21 protein-coding genes are annotated in these 18,536 nt (G+C 61.0%); 2 read left to right on the forward strand and 19 right to left on the reverse strand.

The annotated features are described in order from the left end of the window. Positions 1-19 precede the first annotated feature (19 nt). From Q1A91_RS23180 to Q1A91_RS23205, 6 genes are all read right to left on the reverse strand, one after another. Positions 20-724, reverse strand: coding sequence for an ABC transporter ATP-binding protein (locus Q1A91_RS23180; protein WP_299883127.1), 705 nt, complete (start codon positions 722-724; stop codon positions 20-22). Next, positions 725-1,453 (reverse strand): ABC transporter ATP-binding protein, encoded by a 729-nt coding sequence (locus Q1A91_RS23185; protein WP_299883129.1) that lies wholly within the window; start codon positions 1,451-1,453, stop codon positions 725-727. Continuing rightward, positions 1,450-2,394 (reverse strand): branched-chain amino acid ABC transporter permease, encoded by a 945-nt coding sequence (locus Q1A91_RS23190; RefSeq protein ID WP_299883131.1) that lies wholly within the window; start codon positions 2,392-2,394, stop codon positions 1,450-1,452. Before Q1A91_RS23190 ends, Q1A91_RS23185 begins: the two co-directional genes overlap by 4 nt. A 225-nt stretch (positions 2,395-2,619) precedes the next feature. Further along, positions 2,620-3,471: a branched-chain amino acid ABC transporter permease gene (locus Q1A91_RS23195; protein WP_299883132.1), complete on the reverse strand. Its 852-nt coding sequence runs from the start codon at positions 3,469-3,471 to the stop codon at positions 2,620-2,622. 70 nt (positions 3,472-3,541) lie between these two features. Beyond that, positions 3,542-4,822 carry an ABC transporter substrate-binding protein gene (locus Q1A91_RS23200; RefSeq protein WP_299883134.1) on the reverse strand — a complete coding sequence of 427 codons (1,281 nt, stop codon included), beginning with the start codon at positions 4,820-4,822 and terminating at the stop codon, positions 3,542-3,544. A 121-nt stretch (positions 4,823-4,943) separates the two neighbouring features. Further along, positions 4,944-5,291, reverse strand: a complete 348-nt coding sequence (locus Q1A91_RS23205) for a hypothetical protein (protein WP_299883136.1) — start codon at positions 5,289-5,291, stop codon at positions 4,944-4,946. A 191-nt stretch (positions 5,292-5,482) separates the two neighbouring features. Between Q1A91_RS23205 and Q1A91_RS23210 the strand changes: the two genes are divergently transcribed. Further along, the gene (locus Q1A91_RS23210; RefSeq protein WP_299883138.1) at positions 5,483-8,005 is read left to right on the forward strand and encodes a CHASE3 domain-containing protein; all 2,523 of its coding nucleotides are present in this window, start codon (positions 5,483-5,485) and stop codon (positions 8,003-8,005) included. A 56-nt stretch (positions 8,006-8,061) separates the two neighbouring features. Here the strand turns inward: Q1A91_RS23210 and Q1A91_RS23215 are convergent, their stop codons facing one another. From Q1A91_RS23215 to Q1A91_RS23250, 8 genes are read right to left on the reverse strand one after another with little or no spacing between them, the layout of a single operon-like run. After that, the gene (locus Q1A91_RS23215) at positions 8,062-8,484 is read right to left on the reverse strand and encodes a Rid family hydrolase (RefSeq protein WP_299883140.1); all 423 of its coding nucleotides are present in this window, start codon (positions 8,482-8,484) and stop codon (positions 8,062-8,064) included. Beyond that, entirely contained in the window at positions 8,481-9,662 is a 1,182-nt protein-coding gene (locus tag Q1A91_RS23220; RefSeq protein WP_299883143.1) for a malate dehydrogenase, read from the reverse strand. The genes Q1A91_RS23215 and Q1A91_RS23220 overlap by 4 nt, the downstream gene beginning before the upstream one ends. Beyond that, a complete protein-coding gene (locus Q1A91_RS23225; protein ID WP_299883146.1) occupies positions 9,659-10,282 on the reverse strand; it encodes a BMC domain-containing protein in 624 nt (207 codons plus the stop codon). The genes Q1A91_RS23220 and Q1A91_RS23225 overlap by 4 nt, the downstream gene beginning before the upstream one ends. Continuing rightward, positions 10,279-11,658: an aldehyde dehydrogenase family protein gene (locus Q1A91_RS23230; protein ID WP_299883149.1), complete on the reverse strand. Its 1,380-nt coding sequence runs from the start codon at positions 11,656-11,658 to the stop codon at positions 10,279-10,281. Before Q1A91_RS23230 ends, Q1A91_RS23225 begins: the two co-directional genes overlap by 4 nt. Beyond that, complete coding sequence (locus Q1A91_RS23235) at positions 11,658-12,842, reverse strand: hypothetical protein (protein ID WP_299883152.1); 1,185 nt, start codon at positions 12,840-12,842, stop codon at positions 11,658-11,660. Before Q1A91_RS23235 ends, Q1A91_RS23230 begins: the two co-directional genes overlap by 1 nt. A gap of 19 nt (positions 12,843-12,861) precedes the next feature. Continuing rightward, the gene (locus tag Q1A91_RS23240) at positions 12,862-13,173 is read right to left on the reverse strand and encodes a BMC domain-containing protein (RefSeq protein WP_299883155.1); all 312 of its coding nucleotides are present in this window, start codon (positions 13,171-13,173) and stop codon (positions 12,862-12,864) included. 32 nt (positions 13,174-13,205) lie between these two features. Beyond that, positions 13,206-13,469 (reverse strand): EutN/CcmL family microcompartment protein, encoded by a 264-nt coding sequence (locus tag Q1A91_RS23245; protein WP_299883157.1) that lies wholly within the window; start codon positions 13,467-13,469, stop codon positions 13,206-13,208. A 3-nt stretch (positions 13,470-13,472) separates the two neighbouring features. Beyond that, a complete protein-coding gene (locus tag Q1A91_RS23250) occupies positions 13,473-14,765 on the reverse strand; it encodes a glutamine synthetase family protein (protein WP_299883160.1) in 1,293 nt (430 codons plus the stop codon). A 95-nt stretch (positions 14,766-14,860) separates the two neighbouring features. Here Q1A91_RS23250 and Q1A91_RS23255 point away from each other — a divergent pair, with 95 nt between their 5' ends. Continuing rightward, positions 14,861-16,003 carry an FAD-dependent oxidoreductase gene (locus Q1A91_RS23255; RefSeq protein ID WP_299883163.1) on the forward strand — a complete coding sequence of 381 codons (1,143 nt, stop codon included), beginning with the start codon at positions 14,861-14,863 and terminating at the stop codon, positions 16,001-16,003. Here the strand turns inward: Q1A91_RS23255 and Q1A91_RS23260 are convergent. The 5 genes from Q1A91_RS23260 to Q1A91_RS23280 all read right to left on the reverse strand — a co-directional run. After that, positions 15,992-16,339 (reverse strand): hypothetical protein, encoded by a 348-nt coding sequence (locus Q1A91_RS23260; protein WP_299883166.1) that lies wholly within the window; start codon positions 16,337-16,339, stop codon positions 15,992-15,994. The genes Q1A91_RS23255 and Q1A91_RS23260 overlap by 12 nt on opposite strands. An 86-nt stretch (positions 16,340-16,425) precedes the next feature. Then, the gene (locus tag Q1A91_RS23265) at positions 16,426-16,797 is read right to left on the reverse strand and encodes a PIN domain-containing protein (RefSeq protein WP_299883169.1); all 372 of its coding nucleotides are present in this window, start codon (positions 16,795-16,797) and stop codon (positions 16,426-16,428) included. Further along, on the reverse strand, positions 16,794-16,985 hold the full coding sequence (locus Q1A91_RS23270) for a type II toxin-antitoxin system VapB family antitoxin (protein ID WP_299883172.1): 192 nt from the start codon (positions 16,983-16,985) through the stop codon (positions 16,794-16,796). Before Q1A91_RS23270 ends, Q1A91_RS23265 begins: the two co-directional genes overlap by 4 nt. A 51-nt stretch (positions 16,986-17,036) precedes the next feature. Beyond that, positions 17,037-17,732 carry a type 1 glutamine amidotransferase gene (locus Q1A91_RS23275; RefSeq protein WP_299883174.1) on the reverse strand — a complete coding sequence of 232 codons (696 nt, stop codon included), beginning with the start codon at positions 17,730-17,732 and terminating at the stop codon, positions 17,037-17,039. Then, a partial coding sequence (locus Q1A91_RS23280) for an FMN-binding glutamate synthase family protein (protein WP_299883177.1) occupies positions 17,729-18,536 on the reverse strand: 808 nt, incomplete at its 5' end. The genes Q1A91_RS23275 and Q1A91_RS23280, both read right to left, overlap by 4 nt.

Raw genomic sequence — 18,536 nt, forward strand, 5'->3', positions numbered from 1 at the left:
GAATGAGGTTTATGTTAAATTACGCCCCGAAGTAGCTTTTTGCCAGCTGGTCATCCTTGGCCAGCTCTTCTGCCGTACCCGTGGCTGTGACGTGGCCGCCTTCCAGCACGTAGAGGCGGCTGGCGAGGGACAGGGCGAAGTTTGCGTTTTGCTCGGTCACGATGACGGTGAGGCCAAGTTCGGCGCTGAGCTTACGAAGGACCTCAGCGATCTCGTTGCAGACCTTGGGGGCCAGACCGATGGTCGGTTCATCCACCAGCAGGATTCTTGGCGAGGTCATCAGCGCGCGGCCGAGTGAGACCATCTGGCGCTCACCCCCTGACTGGGTCGACGTCTCCTGCCCCTCGCGTTCTTCCAATCGGGGAAAGAGACGGTGCACGGCGGCCATGTTTTTCTCGATGTCTTCCCGCGCGGTATAGGCACCGACCAGAAGGTTGTCGCGGACGGTCATGTGGGGGAACAGGTTGAACCGTTCAGGCGCGTAGCCGATGCCGCGTTTGACCATCTGGGAGGATTTGAGACCCGTCACATCTTCGCCGTTCAACCGGATCGTGCCGGTGGTTTTGACCAGCCCCATGATGCAATCCAAGAGGGTGGATTTGCCCGCACCATTCGCGCCAACGATGGCGATTGTTTCGCCCGGTTCGACACTAATGCTCACGTTAGAGAGGGCCTGGGCCTTGCCGTAGAAAGCGCTGAGGTTGTCGATGTCGATGATGCCCATTTATCCCTCCCCCAGATAGGAGGCGCGGACGGCGTGGTCTGCCAGCACCTCTTTGAAGCTGCCGTTGGCCAGAAGTGTGCCGCGTTCGATGGCGATGGCGCGGTCGATCAACGGCTCCATCGCGGGCAGATCGTGGCTGACCATGAGGAAGGTGAAACCGCGCTGGCGGAGGTCCTGGATCAGTTCCGCGATCATGGCGATTTCGCCGGTGGTGAGGCCTGCGAAGACTTCGTCCAGCAGCAGGACTTTCGCCCCGGTGGCAAGTGTCCGGGCGAATTCGAGTTTGCGCAGGTCGCCCATGGCCAACTCGGTCGCAGGGCGGTCGAGGTCGGCGGTGGCGAAGCCAACCGATTGTGCGATCTCCCCCTCGCGCGCGGTGTCGCCGGTGCCGAAGATCATGGCGCGCAAGCTGTCCGGCATCAGGCCCACGCGGATGTTTTCGCGCACGCTGAGGTCCGCAAAGGGGCGGGGGACCTGATAGGTGCGGCTGACGCCTTTGGCGATGCGGTCAGGGGTGGACAGGGTTGAGATTTCCTCCCCCATAAACGTGATCGTGCCGGAGGTCTGGCGCAATTCGCCCATGATCTGACTGAACACGGTGGTTTTGCCCGCGCCATTGGGACCGATGAGGCCGAGGGATTCACCCTGCGCCAGATCGAAGCTGAGGTCGTTTGTGGCCGTGAGGCCGCCGAAGCGTTTCACGAGGTTGCGGATTTCGAGGGCGTTCATGTGCGTGCCCCCCGCAGTTTGGCCCAGCCGCTGTCGATGATCGCCATGATGCCTTTGGGTTGGTACATGTAGAGCAGCAGCGCGATCAGCCCGTAGACAAAGAACCGCTCCTGCCCCGGCAGGAAGGGGCGGAGCCATTCGAGCATGAACACCATGAAGAACGCGCCGATGATCGGTCCGAGGATGGTGCCTGCCCCGCCGATCAGCACCGCGACGATGATCTGGAACAGCACGTTGATGTCAAAGAACGCGCGCGGGGTGATCGTGCCGAGGTAGTGGGCGTAGAATGCACCGCCCAGCCCGGCGATGGCGGCGGAGACGAGGAAAGCGAAGCTTTTGAGGCGGGTGGTGGAGAGGCCCGATCCGCGCACGGATTCCTCGTTCATGCCGATGGCCCAGAGTGCTGTGCCCAGCCGCGTGCGCATCAGGAGCCAGGCGAAAAGGGCGATGGCGAGCATGAGACCTGCTGCGAGGTAATAGCCGTTTTCCGCGCCGCGCGTGAGGGCCGGCAGGCGGGAGATGCCACGGGTGCCGCCTGTCAGGTCCGGGCGGACGACGGGCACAAGTTGATACATCAGTTCCATGACCGCCAGCGTGACGAGGGCGAAGTAGCTGCCTTTGATGCGCAGGGCAGGCAGGAGGACGATCAATCCGCCGATCATGGTGAAGAGGACCGCGAGGGGGATCGAAGCCTCGACCGGGAAACCATAGCGGCGGGTCAGGATCGCGGTGGTATAGGCGCCGATGCCCACAAGGAACGGGTGGCCGAAAGAGATGTAGCCAGTGCGGCCGGAGAGGATGTCCCATGAGATGGCGAAGATGGCGAGGTAGCAGGCGAAGATCATCGTGCGCAGGGTGCCGTTGCCGACGAATTGCGGCATGGCGAACATCAGCGCGATGAAGGCGGCCCAGAGGAGGAAGTGGTGCGGGCGGAGGTTCATACGGTGGCCTCCGGGCGATTTGAAGCGCAAGCGTATGCGCCAGACCCGGCCTCGGGAGGGGTTGGGCTTGGTTGGACAGTCTTTTTGGCCAAAACAGTTGCAGTGCTTTTGACATCCGTTTCAAAAGACCCTCCCGGGGGGGAGGTCGGGTCTGGCGCATGCGCGCCGGTTGCTCTTTGGAGTGACGGTTGTGTGAAAACGCGGGTGTTGTGGGGACGGTTCATGCTAATGCTCCTCCCGCCCAAACAGCCCCTGCGGCCGCATGATCAGCACCCCGATGATCAAGAGCATCGTGAACACCCCGCGCAGCTCCGGTGCCCAGACGGCGACCACGATGATCTCCAGAAACCCGATGATATGCGCCACGATCAACGTGCCGATGATCGACCCGATCCCGCCGACGATCACAATGGCGACCGAGATAATCACGGGCGCCACCCACATGGTAGGCGAAAGCTGCGTGTAGCTGGCAAAGAACACGCCGCCTGCCGCACCCAACCCGCCTGAAATGGCCCATGTGATCATGTTGATCCGATCCGGGTCCACGCCCGAAATCGCCGCACCCTTCTGGTCCATCGACACGGCCTGCATCGCGCGGCCTGTGTGGGTGCCCCGAATGAAAGCGTACAAGGCGAGGATAATCACCCAGCTCATCACCGTTGCGGCCAGAATGTTATACGTCACCTGCGCGCCCGAAATCGTCACGACACCGGGGATGATCGGCAGCAGGATCTTGGAGGCATCGCCAAACAGCAGCACGACAGCCGACTGCATGATAACGGCCAGGATCAGGGTCGAAATCTCCACCGCGACCGGATCACCCTTGAGCGGTTTCACAATCAACCGATGCTTGAGCAATCCCATGATCGCGCCCACCACCACGGCCCCCAGAAAGCCCACAACCTTGGGCATGCCAATCTGCTGGGACAGCCAGAAATAGATGTACCCGCCCACCATGATATAGGCGCCATAGGCCAGGTTCAGCGTCCGCCCGATGGAGAAGATGAGCATGAAGCCCATCGCAATCAGGGCGTACAGGCCGCTGAGCAACAGCCCCTGAATGATGATCTGCATCATGGTGTTTGCCAGTATTGGAAGGTGTCGGGAAAAGGATGAGGCGGGCGCGTCCGGCCCGCCTCAACAGGGATTATTTCACCCAGCTTGGCACTTCAAATTCGGTATTTGCATACTCGAACGGATAGACCACCCCGACGGAGCCGTCTTCTTTCCACTGGATGACCACCATCGAAGGCTGCGCATCCTCATAGGGTGCGGTCAGATCAAACAGCGCGTTCTGGGGATAGGTGCGCTGGGTCACTTCCTCAACCTCACCATGCTGCCAGAAGCCGTAGCGCAGCCACAGCTTGCCGTCTTTCTCCAGCTTCAGGTCCTGCTTGAGCATCGCCGCGTTCCACGCTTTGACGTCACCAAAACCACCCGCTTCTGCCGCGGCGGCCATGGCCTGCTTGAGACCGTGATAGGCGTTGAAGCCGTTGAAGTGCGGCATCTTGGGGCGGCTGTCATAGCGCGCCTGATAGTCGGTCACGAACTGGGCGCTGACCGGGTCGAGCTCAAACCCCACGGAAGGGATCGGCGACAGGGTGGAAATCCCACCGCCCGCACCGCCGGTGTCTTCCCAGTATTCCAGCCCAAGAGCCGAAACGTTCACACCTGTCATCGCCATCGGCACCTGCAACTTCACATACTGCGAAGAGATGACCTGTGAATTCACCGAAGACACCTGATAGATGAAATCCGCTCCCGAGGCCTGCGCCTTGGAGAAGATCGGCGCGAAATCGACGGTGCCGATGTCGTAGTTGATGATCTCTTTCACTTCGATGCCCGCAACCGGACCCAGCGCATCGGTGACCAGCCCGGTGATTGCCTCACCAAAGGCGGTATCCTCGGCCAGAATGACCACGCTTTCCCAGCCCATCTTGGCCTTCAGCACATCCGCACCAAAGTTGATATAGAGCGTCGCCAGCGCTTCGTCGCTTGCGATGTTCATGAAGTAAGGCGCCATCAGATCGGGGTCTTCGACCACCATGTCGATGATGCCGATATAGGACGTCCAGGTGTCCAGCGTCGGGATCTGGAACTCCTGCATCCGTGGCAGCCAGCCGAGCGAGACGTCGTCAATCGAGCCGGAGATGATGAAATCCACCTCTTCGCTCTCGGCGAGATACTCATAGGCTTTGACGCCTTCGGTTACGTCTTCACCGGTGTCGGCGCTCACAAGCGTGATCTGTTCGCCCATCACACCGCCCGCGGCGTTCAGCTCATCAATGGCCATTTCCGCCCCGCGCAGGGTCGAAAGCCCGGTGTCGGAGCTGAGTGATCCGATGAAGCCCACCTTGATTTCTGCCATGGCCGTGGTGGCCATGAGGGTAGCGGCCACTGTGGTGGCGATCCCGTATTTGAATGTCATAAACGTCTCCCTTGCTGTTGGCTGCGCCCCTTTTGGGGTCTCACTGTATTCTGTATACAGTACACAACTCTGCAAAGGGATCAACGATTATGAATCGATTCCGTCAAACTTGGTGATGGGTCTAGTCGGTCACCGCAACGCAACAGGCTTCGTCCAGAATGAACACCTGTTGGGGGTCCAGCATCTGTGGTGCATTGTCGATGTACCACTTCGCGCTCTCTTCGTTGTGCAAAGCCAGCAGCCCCAGCAAATCGCGGGCATTGGCGGGATATCCACGACGCTCTTCAATCTCCGGTTTGCCCTGTGCGGCAGCCATGATCTGCGCCAGCACCCCGCCACTGGTGCCTGCGGCGCGGGTCTGCACGGTGACGGGGTGGGAGTCCAGAGGTTGAAACTGTATCCCAACCCAGCCGTCGCGGACCCAGGTTGGAGAAGAGCCATGCGGGGTGGAGATGATTTCAAATAGCATCTGTGGAGCCTAACGCGGTGCTGGCGGTCAGGGCAAATGGAGAATGCAGCGACAGATGCCGCCTGAAAACAGGTTGCGCCATACAGACAAAATTAAGGGCGGCTTGTTACCCAGCAGCATGGGAATCTGCAGATGGGAAAAACATGGCGCGTTGGTTTGAAAATCTTTCATTGAATCGCAAGGTCTTGGCTGTGATCAGCGTCCCTTTGACGTTGATGGTTGTTGTGGGTCTGGTTGCGGTGGTCGTTCTGCAATTCATCTCCTACAGCGCCAGATGGGTCGATCACACCCATCGTGCGATGGCAAAAAGCGATGGAATCGTTGCTGCCGCCGTTGACATGGAAACCGGCATGCGTGGTTTCCTTCTGGCGGGTCAGGAGAGTTTTCTGGAACCCTATGTCGCTGGCGAAAGCCGGATTTTCAGCGCGCTTTCCGAACTGCAAACAACCGTTTCAGACAATCCGCCGCAGGTTCAAAGGCTGCGGGAGGCGGAACAGATCATCGCCGAATGGCAGCAGGAAGTTGTCCAGTTCCAGATTGATCTGCGCCGGGAGATCGGTGATGCGGAGACAATGAACGACGTCGCCGACATCGTCAGCGAGGCGCGCGGCAAGACTTTCTTTGACAGCTTCCGCGGACAGATCGCCCTTTTCATCAAGCGAGAAGAAGATCTGCTGGTGGACCGAAACGCCATCCTTCAGACCTCCATCAACAGCGGGCGTATGGGGGGGTCAGACGCGCTGAATGCGATCGAATGGGTGGCGCATACCTACAAAGTCATTTCGCGGGCGCAGGAAATGCTCGGGGCCGCCATTGATATGGAAACCGGAATGCGGGGGTATCTGCTGGCTGGAATTCCTGAGTTTCTGGAACCCTACAACAACGGCGGCACCACGTTCGACACCATCCGGGCTGAGCTGGCGCAAACCGTTGACGACAATCCAGCGCAGGTGCAGTTGCTTGGCGAGATTCAGGCAACCATTGATGCCTGGCGCGCTGAAGTGGTGACACCGATGATAGATCTGCGGACCCGCATCGGGGATGCAAAGACAATGGATGACATGGCAGATCTGGTTGGTGAAGCGCGCGGCAAGACGTATTTTGACGCCTTCCGGCTGAAAATGGCGGACTTCAAAGCCGAGGAAGCAGCACTGCTGGAGGTACGCTCGGAGAACCTTCAGACCGCAAAGACCGTTGCTTCGATCCTGATTGCTGTCTTCGTGGTGACTGCCTGCATCAGCGGGTTCATGTTGGCTGCGCGGGTTGGCAACAACATCGCGCGCCCGATCGGCGACATCATCGCCGCCATGCGTGCGATCATCGATGGCGCCACCGATGTCACCATTGACGGGCAGGACCGCAAGGATGAGGTCGGCGCGCTTGCCAAAGCGGCCTTTGCCTTCAAGGAAAATGCACAAAGGATTGTAGGACTTGCAGAGGCAGATGCGGAGAATTCGCGGAAACTGGAAGAATCAGCACGAAGCCTCGCGGCGGAAGCAGAAGCCGCCGCCGAACAGCAAAAAGAGAATGTGAAGAGAGAACAGCGGCGCAAGGATCTGGTGGACAAGCTGCAAACCTCGATCAAATCCGTGGTGAGCGATGCGCTCGCCGGTGATTTCTCCTCCCGTGTGATCACGGATCTGAGCGATGAGGACCTGATCGAGGTTGCTCAGACCGTCAACACCATGCTTGAGAACGTGGACGACGGGATTGCCGCAACCCGGCAGGCCATGGGGCGGGTGGCACAGGGCAATCTGACCACCGGGATGCAGGGTGAATTCAAGGGGGCCTTCAAAGAACTGCAAAGCAACGCAGATGAGATGATCTCAAGCCTCAAGGAACTGATTGGGGGCATCTCCAACAGCACGGAAAGCCTTGCCCATTCGTCAAGTGAACTGCGCGACACATCCGATGTGCTCTCCCGACAGGCGGAACAGAACGCCGCTTCTCTGGAAGAGACGTCAGCGGCATTGGAAGAACTCTCCGTGAGCATCAAGCAGGTGGACAGCAACATCGCCCATGCCAACAAGAACGCCCAGACCGCCAGCCAGGATGCGCGGGAAGGCAGCTCCGTCGCATCAGAAGCGGGCGAAGCGATGCACCGCATCAATGAGGCGTCGAGCGAGATTTCAAAAGTTGTCAGTGTCATTAATGACATTTCCTTCCAGATCAACCTTCTGGCTTTGAACGCAGGGGTCGAGGCTGCGCGCGCCGGCGAGGCAGGCCGGGGGTTCTCTGTGGTTGCGTCCGAAGTGCGGCAACTGGCGCAGCGCGCCAGCGACGCATCGGGTGAAATCGCCAGCGTCATCGCAAAAAGCGACACCGCAGTTGCAGATGGTGTGGAGAAGGTGAAAGCCGCTGAAACCTCCCTTCAGAACATCTCGCAAAGCGTGCTGGATGTGTCGGGCAATATTGATGAAATCGCCCGCGCCGTGTCCGAACAGGTCAATGGCGTGTCAGAGATCAACACAGCCGTTGCGCAGGTCGATCAGAATACTCAAAAACAATCGGCCTCTTTCGAAGAAGTCACAGCAGCAAGCGCGCTTTTGTCGGGGGAGGCTGAGACCCTCAAACAAGCAAGCAGCCGTTTTGACATCGGGTCAAACGTGGTCAGCATGCGGTCACCCCCGCCCAAGCCCAAAGCTGCACGCCCAAAGGTCAGCGTCGCACAGCCTCACGTGACAGGTAATCTTGCGGCAGAAGGTGACGCCTGAGATGAGTTCTAGGGCATGTACCCCAATCATGTAGCGAACGTCGGGAGCGGCATTGTCTAAACGCCGCCACTGCCCTCCCCCACAACCCCATCCGCATCATGCACAACCGCATCCACATCAATCTCCACCACCAGCCCCGGCTGCGTCAGCCCGGCGGTCACCGCCGTCAGCACCGGGTTGATCCCGTCAAACGCCTCCCCATGCGCCTTGATGAAACCGCCTGCGTGGCTCATGTCGGTCAGATAGACCCTGACACGGGCCACATGGCGCATTTCGGCACCTACCTCGCGCAGGAATTCCTCGGTGCGCATGAGGATGTATTTGGTCTGCGCATAGGCGTCATAGGGCGCGTGGATCTTGCCGGTAGGATCTAACGCGGTGGTGCCGGCGGTATAGGCAAACGGCCCGATGCGTTTGGCGCGGGCATAGCTGCCGATCTCCTCGAACCGGCCACCTGCCTTGTGGATTTCGACCGTCATAGGCCAAGCCGGGCGCGGATGGCGTCGGCGGCGGTGTGCAGGGCGGCGTGTTCATGATCGGTCAGGCGCAGTTCTTCGACCTTCACCAGACCCCCCTGCCCCAGATGCGCAGGCACGCCCAGCACCACGCCGTCGATGCCGTATTCCCCCTCCAGCATCACCGAGACGGGCACAGGCCCGCTGCGCGCGCCGCGCATGTGGTCAATGAGTTCAATCGAGGAATGGGCGGGGGCGATGGTGGCGGAGCCGGATTTCTTGAGCGCAACCACCTGCCCGCCGCCAGTGATCGCGTCCTGCACGCAGGCGTCGATTTGATCGTCGCTGAGGAAGACGCTCAAAGGCCGCCCCTTGATCGTCGCGCGCGACGGGATCGGCGCCATTTCCTCACCATGGGAGCCAAGCGTGATCGCCTCCACATCTGCGGGGCTGACGCCTGCGGCACGTGCAAGGGCATGTCTGAACCGACTGCTGTCGAGGGTACCTGCCATCCCCAGCACCCGTTCGCGCGGGAAACCGGTGGCGCGCAGCATCTCGACGGTCATTTCGTCAAGCGGGTTGGTGACAACGATCACCACCGCATTCGGTGCCTCAGACCGGATCGCCTCGCCCGCAGCCCGGATCACCCGCGCGTTCACGTCAATCAGATCGGCCCGCGTCATGCCGGGGGACCGCGCGCGGCCAGCCGTCACCACGACCACTTCGGCCCCCGCGACCATGTCCAGCGTTTCGCCACCAATGCAGCGCCCACTGGCGCCCGTAATCCCGGACGTGTGGTTCAGATCCAGCGCGGTCGCTGCCGCCATGCCGGGTGCGATGTCGATCAGCGTGATTTCTTCCGCCATATCCGCCATCGCGGCCAGATGCGCGATGTTGCCACCAACGCCCCCTGCCCCGACCAGCGCGAGTTTTCCCAACCGCCGCGCCTTGCGGGGCTGCCGCGAGGGCGCCTGCCATTTGGGAGAGCGCCGATAGAGCGACCGCCGCATCGACGTCGCCCCATCGGTGCGCACGGGTGCCGGCATCTCCACCGGCCCATCGACCAGCCTTAACCCCAACCGCTCCGCCGTTTCACGGGCCAGCGCGGTGACGATATCATCCGGCATCACCTCGACAATCAGCCGCCCGCGTTGGCGCGCGTCTTCAACGGCGTCGGCCCCGATGACGCGCCCTTCGCTCATGCCGCTTTGCCGTCCACGGCTTCGATGGCTTTCACCGCCGCTTCAACGCCTGCCTTGACCGAGTTCTCCGATCCGGAGATGAACAGCCGCCCGAACCGCCCCACGGCGCGCACTTCGACCATGTCGATCTCTGCCGCCTTCTCCGCCTCGTTCGCCGCGATGGAGATATAGGCGGCCGGGGCACATTCGATGATGCCGAGTGTCTGACCGGGCACCAAGAGGGAGCCCTTGCGCCATTTGTTCAAAAGCTGCGCCTGATAGGGCTCAACGCTGGTGATGATCTGCGTATTCGTGATGGAGGGTTTCAACCGATCCGACATTGACGCGCCCAGTTCCGACAGCATCGCGTCGCGCGCGGCGGTGACTTCGGCGTTGGAGGGGGAGCGCAGGATGAAAAACCCGAACTCCCGCTCCACCATCTGCGTGGTCGCCTCCACACTCGACGCTTTCAACGCCCGGTCGATGAGGGAGAACACCCCGTTGCCCGGCGCGAATTCCCCGATCAACACGGTATCCCCTGACAGCGGCACAGAGCCCTGCACCGTCGCGCCGTTATAGGCGGCGAACTTCGGCTGGAGGTTGTCGATTTGCATCAACGCCCGAATGGTAATCTCGCTCATGCGCCGTATTCCTTATAAATGTCGCGCCAGGGGCGGCTTTCGTAGGCCACGCGCTTGATGTTGATGAGGTGCAACGCAGTCACGTTGTCGGAAGTGATGGAGCCGGACCATGTGCCTGTGCCCAGCATGAAAGAAGGCTCTAAATCGGTGGAATAGCCCATGCCGCCCATGATTGCGGGGGTGTTGACCAATACCCGACCCGTGGGGATCGTGGCGAATTTGGCGACGATTTCCGGGTCGTCGCAGTGCAGGACGGAGGAATGCCCCCAGCCTTCGAAGCGCGCGATCTGTTGGGACAATTCCAAACCATGTTCCGATGATTTCGCCGCGTAAAACGCCAGCACCGGGTTCAGCTTTTCCGCCGACAGCGGGCGCTGCCAGCCGATCTCCGTCTCCTCGCTCACCAGACAGCGGGTGCGCGGCGGGATGGAGAACTGCGCGGCATCGGCCAAGGCTTGCGGGGATTGCCCGACACGTTCGGCGTTCATTGCCTGTTTGCCGGTGAAGATCACGGATCCCAGACGGTCCGCTTCTGCCGGTGTGCAGAAATACGCGCCCTTGAGTTTCATCTCGTGCCGAAGATCGCGGGCAACTTCCGGATCGGCAATAACCGCCTGTTCAGAGACACATGCAGTGCCGTAGTCAAAGCACTTCGAGGTCACGATCATCTCCGCCACTTCGGCCAGATCGTGTTTCTTGGACTTGTGCACGTAACAGGGCACGTTCCCCGCCCCCACGGCAAGCGTCGGCTTGCCGGAGGAATAGGCGGCCTTCACCATCGCAGGACCACCCGTGGCCATGACCACAGAGGTGCGGCGGTGGCGCATCAATTCGGCGGTGCCCTGAATGGTGACCTGATCCATGCACTGAATCAGCCCCTTGGGCGCGCCCATCTGTTCGGCCACGCGCGCCATGATGGCGACGGTTTCCATCCCGCAGCGCACGCCGCGCGGGTGCGGCGCACAAACGATGGCGTTGCCGGCTTTCACCGCCGACAGCACCTTGTAGATGATCGTCGACGTGGGGTTTGTGACCGGGATCAACGCCGCGACCACGCCCATCGGCTCCCCAAAAGCGGCGATTTTCGTAGCGTCGTCGCGCCAGAGCATGCCCAGCGTGGTCACGTCCCGCAGGTAATCCGCCACGGACAGAGCATTGAACAGGTTCTTCACCCGCTTGTCCGGCACATTGCCGTATCCGGTCTCATCTACAGCCAATTGCCCCAGCCGTTCGGCCTCGGGTTCAATCGCGCGGGCCATGACGTCAACGATGGCGTCCACATGGGCGGGATCAGTCCCTAAGAAGGCTTTGTAGGCCTCAAACGCCCGTTCGGCCATGCGGCGCGCGGCGGCGATGGATTGAAGATCTGCGTCCATCAGCGGCCTCCCGGCGTGAGCGTGTCGAAGTGACGGCGGGCGTCATCAATGGTGTCTGCGGTGATGCCCATCGTCTCCAGTTTGCGACCAGAGGCGGCGACATCAGCGTCGAGGATGGCCCCGGTCAGCGCGATCAAGGCTTGCGTCTGCGGCACGGCGATGCCTGCCAATCCAGCAGCGGAACACAGCGGCACCAGCGACCCGATCACCCCGTCGCGCAGCATCGCGCGGGCGGTGTCGTGGTCGGGCACAGCGCGGGTGCCGTCGCCCTTGGCGGTGCCGGAATAGGCGGCGATCCAATCATCCGTCGCAGGCAAATTGCGCACACCAAAGGCACGGGCCACGGCGCGGCGTTCCTCGGCCAGTGTCTCGATCAGGCGCATCTGATCCGGGCCGATGAGGGCATGAAACGTCTCGTTCTCCGGCAACGGCACGCCGCCCATGGGCACGGCGATCCCGCCTGCGGCCAGCCCTGCCCCACCCATCACGAGCGCGGGGATTTCAACAGAGGCGGAAAGGTCTGCAAAACCCGAAGCAACAACGCTGTCCACTTCTTGAAGGTTTGGCAGGATGTGGGACAGCCCCGCAATCGCCTCACTGCGCCCGCGCGGCAGGGTTGCGGCAGCCACGGATGCACGTGCGGACAGGGTCAGAACCGTGCCTTCCGCGCGATACCAGAATGGCAGGCCTTGTGTCTCTACCAAGGTGACATCGGCGGTGCATCCGCCCAGACGCAGCATCCATGCCGCTTCAACCGCACCCAAAGACCGCCCCGGTGCCAGCACCAGAACCTGCCCGTCCGACAGATGATCGGCCAGCACCATCGCGTAGGTGCGTTGCTTGTGAATGGGTCCGGTGAGGAAAATCGCCTCTGCCCCATCCACTGCGGCATCAAGTTCAGCAGTCAGGCCAATCGACGCCTCACCGCCGTCCACCTGATAACTGCCCAACGGCCCTGCCCCGCGCAACGCGATGCCCGAAGACGCGCGCAGCAATTCCAGCTCTCGCCCGTAGGCAGAAAAAAGCGTCACATCGCAATTCTCTGCCAGTGACAAGGCCGCAATCAGCCGTGCATCGGCTCCCCCGCCCAGCACCGCGATGCGGGTCAGGCGGGGTGCGTCCGGTGGCGCGGCGCTACGGCCACGGGAAGCAGCGCGCGCGAAATCCTCGAATTCGGCTGACATGAGCAGACCTCAGATGCGTTTAGGATGCGGAACCGGCACCAAGGTTTGCGATGATCTCTTCCAGCTCATCATGGGGGCGCGCGATGGTGTGCACGGAGACAACTTCGCCCACTTTGTTCGCCGCCGTAGCGCCCGCGTCCGTGGCCGCTTTCACCGCGCCGACTTCGCCGCGCACAAGGGTTGTGACCAGCCCGCCGCCTGCTTTGGTCTGGCCCACGATGGAGACGCTGGCCGCCTTGACCATCGCGTCCGCCGCTTCAATCGCGCCGACAAGGCCGCGTGTTTCGATCATGCCAAGGGCCATCTGGCCCGGTGTTGGTGCTTTCGCCATGGGAAGTATCCTTTGTTAGTGTCTGTTTGATGTCAGGTGTTGAGGTGTTCGACGATGGCAATCACGGCCAGATCGACAGGGGCCGAAGACAGCCCCGCCGCCATCCGCGCGGCAGAGCCTTGGGTGAGCAGAACCGTATCGCCCACGCCTGCCCCCACTGTATCGGGTGCAACCACGCCGGGCGTCAGAACCTTGCCCGCTGCATCGACCACATCCACGACCAGCAGCTTTTGCCCGGTCAGGCGCTCCGCCTTGGCGGTGGCGGTAACGGTGCCTGTGACTTTGCCAATACGCATGAGTTACAACGTCCGCAGATAGCGGGCGGTCTCAACAGGGGTGACCTGCTCGGTAAAGAAGCCCTGCTCGCGCTCTGCCATCTGGCAATAAAGCTCCCACAGGGTTTCCCCCATCACGTCTTTGAGCCAGTCAGACCCCCGTGCCAGTTCCAGCGCGGTGGGCAGATCGGTGGGGATCGGCTCTCCGTGGAATTCCTCATAGGCGTTGCCCAGGGTCGGCTCGGTGGGTTCCATCCCTTGCTCAATCCCGTCAAGGCCCGCGGCCAGATCGGTGGCCAGCAGCAGATAGGGGTTCGCATCCGCCCCCGCATCGCGTTTTTCAACGCGCACGGCTGAATCGGACCCTTCGATGATCCGCAACCCAACCGTCCGGTTGTCATAGCCCCATGAGGTGTTGATCGGGCAGAAGGTATAGGGCGCCCGGCGGCGATAACCGTTGGGCGTGGGAGAGCCGCAAATCGCGGCTTCCGACATGCGCTTTTGCAGGCCTGCGGTGAATTGCTTGCCCAGCGTGCTCAGCTTGCCGCCGTCGGCAAAGACGTTCTTGCCGTCTTTCCAAAGGGAATAGTGCACGTGGAAGCCATTGCCTGATTCCTCAAAGAACGGCTTGGGCATGAAGGTCGCCAGATAACCGTGGGCGATGCCCAGCTGCCGCACCAGTGACTTGAACAACACCACGCGGTCCGCACTCAGCAGCGCATCGTCGTAGCGGATGTTCACCTCGACCTGACCGGCAGCATACTCGGGGTTGGATTGCTCAATCGGGATGCCGCATTCGTTGATCTGGCGGCGGATCGGCCCGACGATATGTTCCATCCGCGCAGAGCGACCCAGCCCGTAGACCTGAATGCCACTGTCGCGCGGCTTGCCGGTTTCAGGGTCGAGCAGATAGAACTCCAGCTCTGCCCCGGTGGAAACATCGAACCCCATGTCCTTTGCCCGCTCCACCTGTCTGATCAGGGCATTGCGCGGGTCAATCGGGACGGGTTTGTGATCCATACCCTCGCCACGGGCGAAACAGACGGCCACGCCTTCTTCCCACGGGACGGCCACGGGTTTGGTCATCGGAAACATATGCATGTCCGGATAGCCGTTGTCGAAGTTCACATAAGGCGTGTCCCAGACATCGCAGTTGGAATCGATCGCCAGCATCGCCGCAGACAGCGCATTGCCCTGCGCACAAATGGTCTCCCAATGGGATGCAGGAATGCGCTTGCCCCGCATGATCCCGTTCAGGTCGCCCAATCCCAGAATGACAGTATGGGTGCCTTCCGGAAGGCTGAAATCCGTTTGCATCGCGTCTCTCTCCCTGTCGAGAATCTGATTGTTTTTGTATGTATTCTGTATACAGTATTCACGAATGCAGTGATCTGACAAGGAAAAATAGGACGATGGCTCGAAATTCCTGCGTGGTTGTCGGCGGTGGCATCGCTGGCGTTATGACGGCCCTTCACCTGCAACGGCGCGGCGAGCAGGTCACGTTGATTGACCGTTGGGAGCCGGGCCACGCCCGCGCAGCCTCCACCGACTACAACCGGGTCATTCGCGCGATTTCGGGCCGGGATGAGTTTTACACCCGCTGGGTCCGGCAATCGCGTGAGATGTGGCTGGAGATGCAGGCAGAGACCGGGCAGAATCTGATGTACGAATGTGGCGCGCTGATCCTCGCCACCGAAGGCCATTGCGATTGGGAGGATTCCACCTCTGAGACCTTCGACAAGGTGGGCGTGCCCTACTACCGTTTCACCCCGCCGGAGGTCCACGCGCGGTTTCCGCAGTTCAAGGTGGATGAGATCAAATACGCCTTGTTCGAGCCTGAAGCAGGCCTGCTGATGGCGCATCGCTGTGTGCTGGCGGGTCTGGACTTGTTCAAACGCGCGGGCGGTGTGGTGCAGCGGGGGATCGTGACCACCGACGCGCAGGAACGCCCGATGCTGGATGGCAAACCGATCCGGGCGGACCTAATCGTGATCGCAACCGGCGCCTGGATGTCAGAGATGTTCCCCCGCACGATCAAACCGATCTCTGCCATCATGGGGATCAATGTGCTTTATACCTCCACCCCCGATGGGTCGGCGGATTTCGATATGGAAAACATGCCCTGCTGGATCGACCACGGTCAGGGCAGCTTTGGCATTCCATCGTCGGAAGGGTCGGGCGTGAAGGCAGCGGTGGTGATCCCCAATGTGCCGATTGATCTGAACAACGACGAGCGCCTGATCGAAAAGGCGTCGCTCACCAAGACACGCCAGTACATTCGCCACCGGTTGCCGGGGCTGATCGGGCAGCGGGTGGTGGATTCAAAGTTCAATCAGGTGATCCTGACACCCGACACGCATTTCATCGTGGATTGGCATCCCGAACATGAAAACGTGCTGTTCGCAGGCGGCTGTTCGGGCCATCTGTTCAAACATGGCCCGGTGTTCGGGGATTTCGTGGCAGGGGTTGGCGTCAAGGACTACGGCACCGCCGACCGGTTCAAGATCGCCGGTCGCCGCAAACTCAGCCCCAAGGAAAGCCCCTCAGGACGTTAGGCTGTCGGGAGCCATATCCGCATAAATCGACGCATTCGGGCAGCGGGACGTGTCGAAATCCACCCCCAGATCAATTGCGTTCTGACAGGCCTTCGCGTTCACGCAATGCCCGCAGGTCTGGGCCAGTTCCAGCGCCATGCCATGGTCCGCATCGATCATCGCAGGGGTGACGCCAAACCGTGCGGCCAGCACTTCCATCCGGTGGCGTGTGCCATCCTTGCTGGTGACAAGGCGGTTATAATCGGCCCGAGACAGGCCCATATCGGCCAGTTCCAGATCGGTCAGCACCCGTTTGCGGTCTTCGAAGAAGTCTTTGACGAAAGTCATCAGTGACATGTTTTGCCCTCCCGAGAGCGGAATATGGGGTGATTCTTACGGGAAGGCGCAGGTGCAGTCTTTGATCTGGATCAGACTTCGAGGGTTTAGTGCAGGGGTTGGTAGGCGATCTTTAAGTTTTCAGCGATGCTGTTCACCCTGCGATCGCGGGTCCAGAGCCGCACGCCGGGGGTCAGTTTGCAAGCGGCGAGCAATGTTGCGTCGATGAACCCTATCCCGCGTGAATAGAACCTGTTTTCTTCAACGAAGTGACGTACTTCGGATATGCTTGGCTCCTTCACGGTCTTCAATAGATCGAGCATTTTGAGTGTCGCGCGACGGTTTGACAGTGACCCCATTGCGATCTCAGCGAGCACAAGCGGGTGCGTACGAAGCATCTTGCGGCGCAGGCACTCGCTCAGGAGCGGGTTTGGATCGCGGAAGTGGTCGATCCAAACGGATGTATCCGCGAGGATCAATCGAAACGGCGTCTTGGCGGGGCTTCGGCGTCTGGGCTGCTGCCACCCAGCAAAGCGAGCCTGCGGGACGCTTCTGCGTGGACGAGTTCTTTGAGGGCATGTGTCAACAGCGGCCCCCGTTCCTTGATCCCGGTAAGCTCTTCGGCGTCGGCCAGCAATTTGTCATCGAGCGTGACTGTCGTGCGCATGATCTCTCTCCTGAGGTTACCTGCATCAAATAGTGCATCATTTGATGCAAATCAAGATGCACCTTCACTCAGATGGGCCCGAAAGAAATCCCCGGCTTGTTTGGCAAACAGGTCTGCCTCCACGTCACTGGCATCGAACTGCGCGACCGCCTTGTCGGTATCGTCGTCCGACAACACCTCGCCTTTGCTGCGCTTGAGGAAGGTCGACACATAGTCCGGCGCATATTCAGGATGGAACTGCACCGACATCGCCGGGAAGTCATAGGCCAGCGCCGCAACCGGGCAATAGTCGGCTTTGCCGATTACCTCTGCCCCCGGCGGCACCTTTGTCACCTGATCCTGATGCCAGACATGGCCCGTGACCGTCTGCCCGTCGATCTCAAAGGCGCGCACGCCGATTTCTTCGGGGCCGACCTTCTCTGCCTTGCCGCCAAAGACATCCGCCATGATCTGATGCCCGAAACAGATCCCAAACAGGGGTTTTCCGGCCTCTTTGGCCTTGATCAGCCAATCGCGCAGGGGCTGCATCCAATCAGCATCGTCATAAACGCCCAGCTCTGACCCCGACAGGATATAGCCGTCAAACGCCGCCACATCCGGCAGCGGTTCGCCTTCCCGCACATAGATCACGGCGTAATCCGCCTTCAGATCGCGCCCGGCCCATTCCGCCAGAAGCTCTCCGAACTTGGCCTGATCGTGCTGGTATTCCTCCAGCCAGATACACAGGTCAATGACGCCGATCTTCACCAGTCATACGCCCTGTCGATGCCCGCCATCTTCACGCCGGTAAAGGCCGACGCCTGAAAGCTCAGTGCGCGCAGGTCTTCGGTCTCAAGGTTGTGGACCGACGACTTGCCGCAGGCCTTGGCGAGTGCTGTGATTTCCATGGTCATGGCCGTCAGATAGCGCGCAATGCGCTCCGCGCCAGCGGTCGGGTCCATGCGCTTTTCCAGCTCCGGATCCTGCGTTGCCACACCCACCGGGCAGCGGCCCGTATGACAGTGGTGACAGGCACCGGGCGAGGTGCCCAAAGCGGCGTAATCCTCCAGGTAGCGCGGGGAGTTACACCCAATCGCCACCATCGCCGCATTGCCGATCATCACCGCATCCGCACCCAGCGCGATGCACTTCGCCGCATCGACACCCGACCGGATCCCCCCCGCCGCAACCAGGGAGACTTTGCCCGACATGCCACATTCGTCCAGCGCTTCCCGCGCGGCCCGAATGGCGGACATGGTGGGAATCCCCGTGTGATTGAGCAGCAATTCGGGCGAAGCACCTGTGCCGCCTTCGGCCCCATCGACCACGACAACATCCGCGCCCGCCTTGGCGGCAACCGCCACGTCAAACCGGGGCCGGGTTGCGCCCATCTTGATAAAGATCGGCACCTGATAGTTTGTGGCAATCCGCAGTTCCTCAATCTTCACCGCCAGATCGTCGGCCCCAAGGAAATCCGGGTGACGAATGGTGGAGCGTTGATCGACCCCTTCCGGCAGCGTCCGCATCTTGGATACGCGAGGCGAGACTTTCATGCCCAGCAGCAGCCCCCCC

The sequence above is a fragment of the uncultured Sulfitobacter sp. genome (assembly GCF_947500075.1).
In the GTDB taxonomy this organism is placed as follows: Bacteria; Pseudomonadota; Alphaproteobacteria; order Rhodobacterales; family Rhodobacteraceae; genus Sulfitobacter.

What these genes read in the sequence shown, in the direction of transcription:
- Q1A91_RS23230 (WP_299883149.1), bottom strand. Translation starts at nt 11,658, where the DNA reads ATGGACGCAGATCTTCAATCCATCGCCGCCGCGCGCCGCATGGCCGAA.
- Q1A91_RS23270 (WP_299883172.1), bottom strand. Translation starts at nt 16,985, where the DNA reads ATGCGCACGACAGTCACGCTCGATGACAAATTGCTGGCCGACGCCGAA.
- Q1A91_RS23260 (WP_299883166.1), bottom strand. Translation starts at nt 16,339, where the DNA reads ATGTCACTGATGACTTTCGTCAAAGACTTCTTCGAAGACCGCAAACGG.
- Q1A91_RS23245 (WP_299883157.1), bottom strand. Translation starts at nt 13,469, where the DNA reads ATGCGTATTGGCAAAGTCACAGGCACCGTTACCGCCACCGCCAAGGCG.
- Q1A91_RS23200 (WP_299883134.1), bottom strand. Translation starts at nt 4,822, where the DNA reads ATGACATTCAAATACGGGATCGCCACCACAGTGGCCGCTACCCTCATG.
- Q1A91_RS23220 (WP_299883143.1), bottom strand. Translation starts at nt 9,662, where the DNA reads ATGAGCGAAGGGCGCGTCATCGGGGCCGACGCCGTTGAAGACGCGCGC.
- Q1A91_RS23205 (WP_299883136.1), bottom strand. Translation starts at nt 5,291, where the DNA reads ATGCTATTTGAAATCATCTCCACCCCGCATGGCTCTTCTCCAACCTGG.
- Q1A91_RS23255 (WP_299883163.1), top strand. Translation starts at nt 14,861, where the DNA reads ATGGCTCGAAATTCCTGCGTGGTTGTCGGCGGTGGCATCGCTGGCGTT.
- Q1A91_RS23195 (WP_299883132.1), bottom strand. Translation starts at nt 3,471, where the DNA reads ATGATGCAGATCATCATTCAGGGGCTGTTGCTCAGCGGCCTGTACGCC.
- Q1A91_RS23190 (WP_299883131.1), bottom strand. Translation starts at nt 2,394, where the DNA reads ATGAACCTCCGCCCGCACCACTTCCTCCTCTGGGCCGCCTTCATCGCG.
- Q1A91_RS23235 (WP_299883152.1), bottom strand. Translation starts at nt 12,842, where the DNA reads ATGTCAGCCGAATTCGAGGATTTCGCGCGCGCTGCTTCCCGTGGCCGT.
- Q1A91_RS23185 (WP_299883129.1), bottom strand. Translation starts at nt 1,453, where the DNA reads ATGAACGCCCTCGAAATCCGCAACCTCGTGAAACGCTTCGGCGGCCTC.
- Q1A91_RS23215 (WP_299883140.1), bottom strand. Translation starts at nt 8,484, where the DNA reads ATGACGGTCGAAATCCACAAGGCAGGTGGCCGGTTCGAGGAGATCGGC.
- Q1A91_RS23250 (WP_299883160.1), bottom strand. Translation starts at nt 14,765, where the DNA reads ATGCAAACGGATTTCAGCCTTCCGGAAGGCACCCATACTGTCATTCTG.
- Q1A91_RS23225 (WP_299883146.1), bottom strand. Translation starts at nt 10,282, where the DNA reads ATGAGCGAGATTACCATTCGGGCGTTGATGCAAATCGACAACCTCCAG.
- Q1A91_RS23180 (WP_299883127.1), bottom strand. Translation starts at nt 724, where the DNA reads ATGGGCATCATCGACATCGACAACCTCAGCGCTTTCTACGGCAAGGCC.
- Q1A91_RS23240 (WP_299883155.1), bottom strand. Translation starts at nt 13,173, where the DNA reads ATGGCGAAAGCACCAACACCGGGCCAGATGGCCCTTGGCATGATCGAA.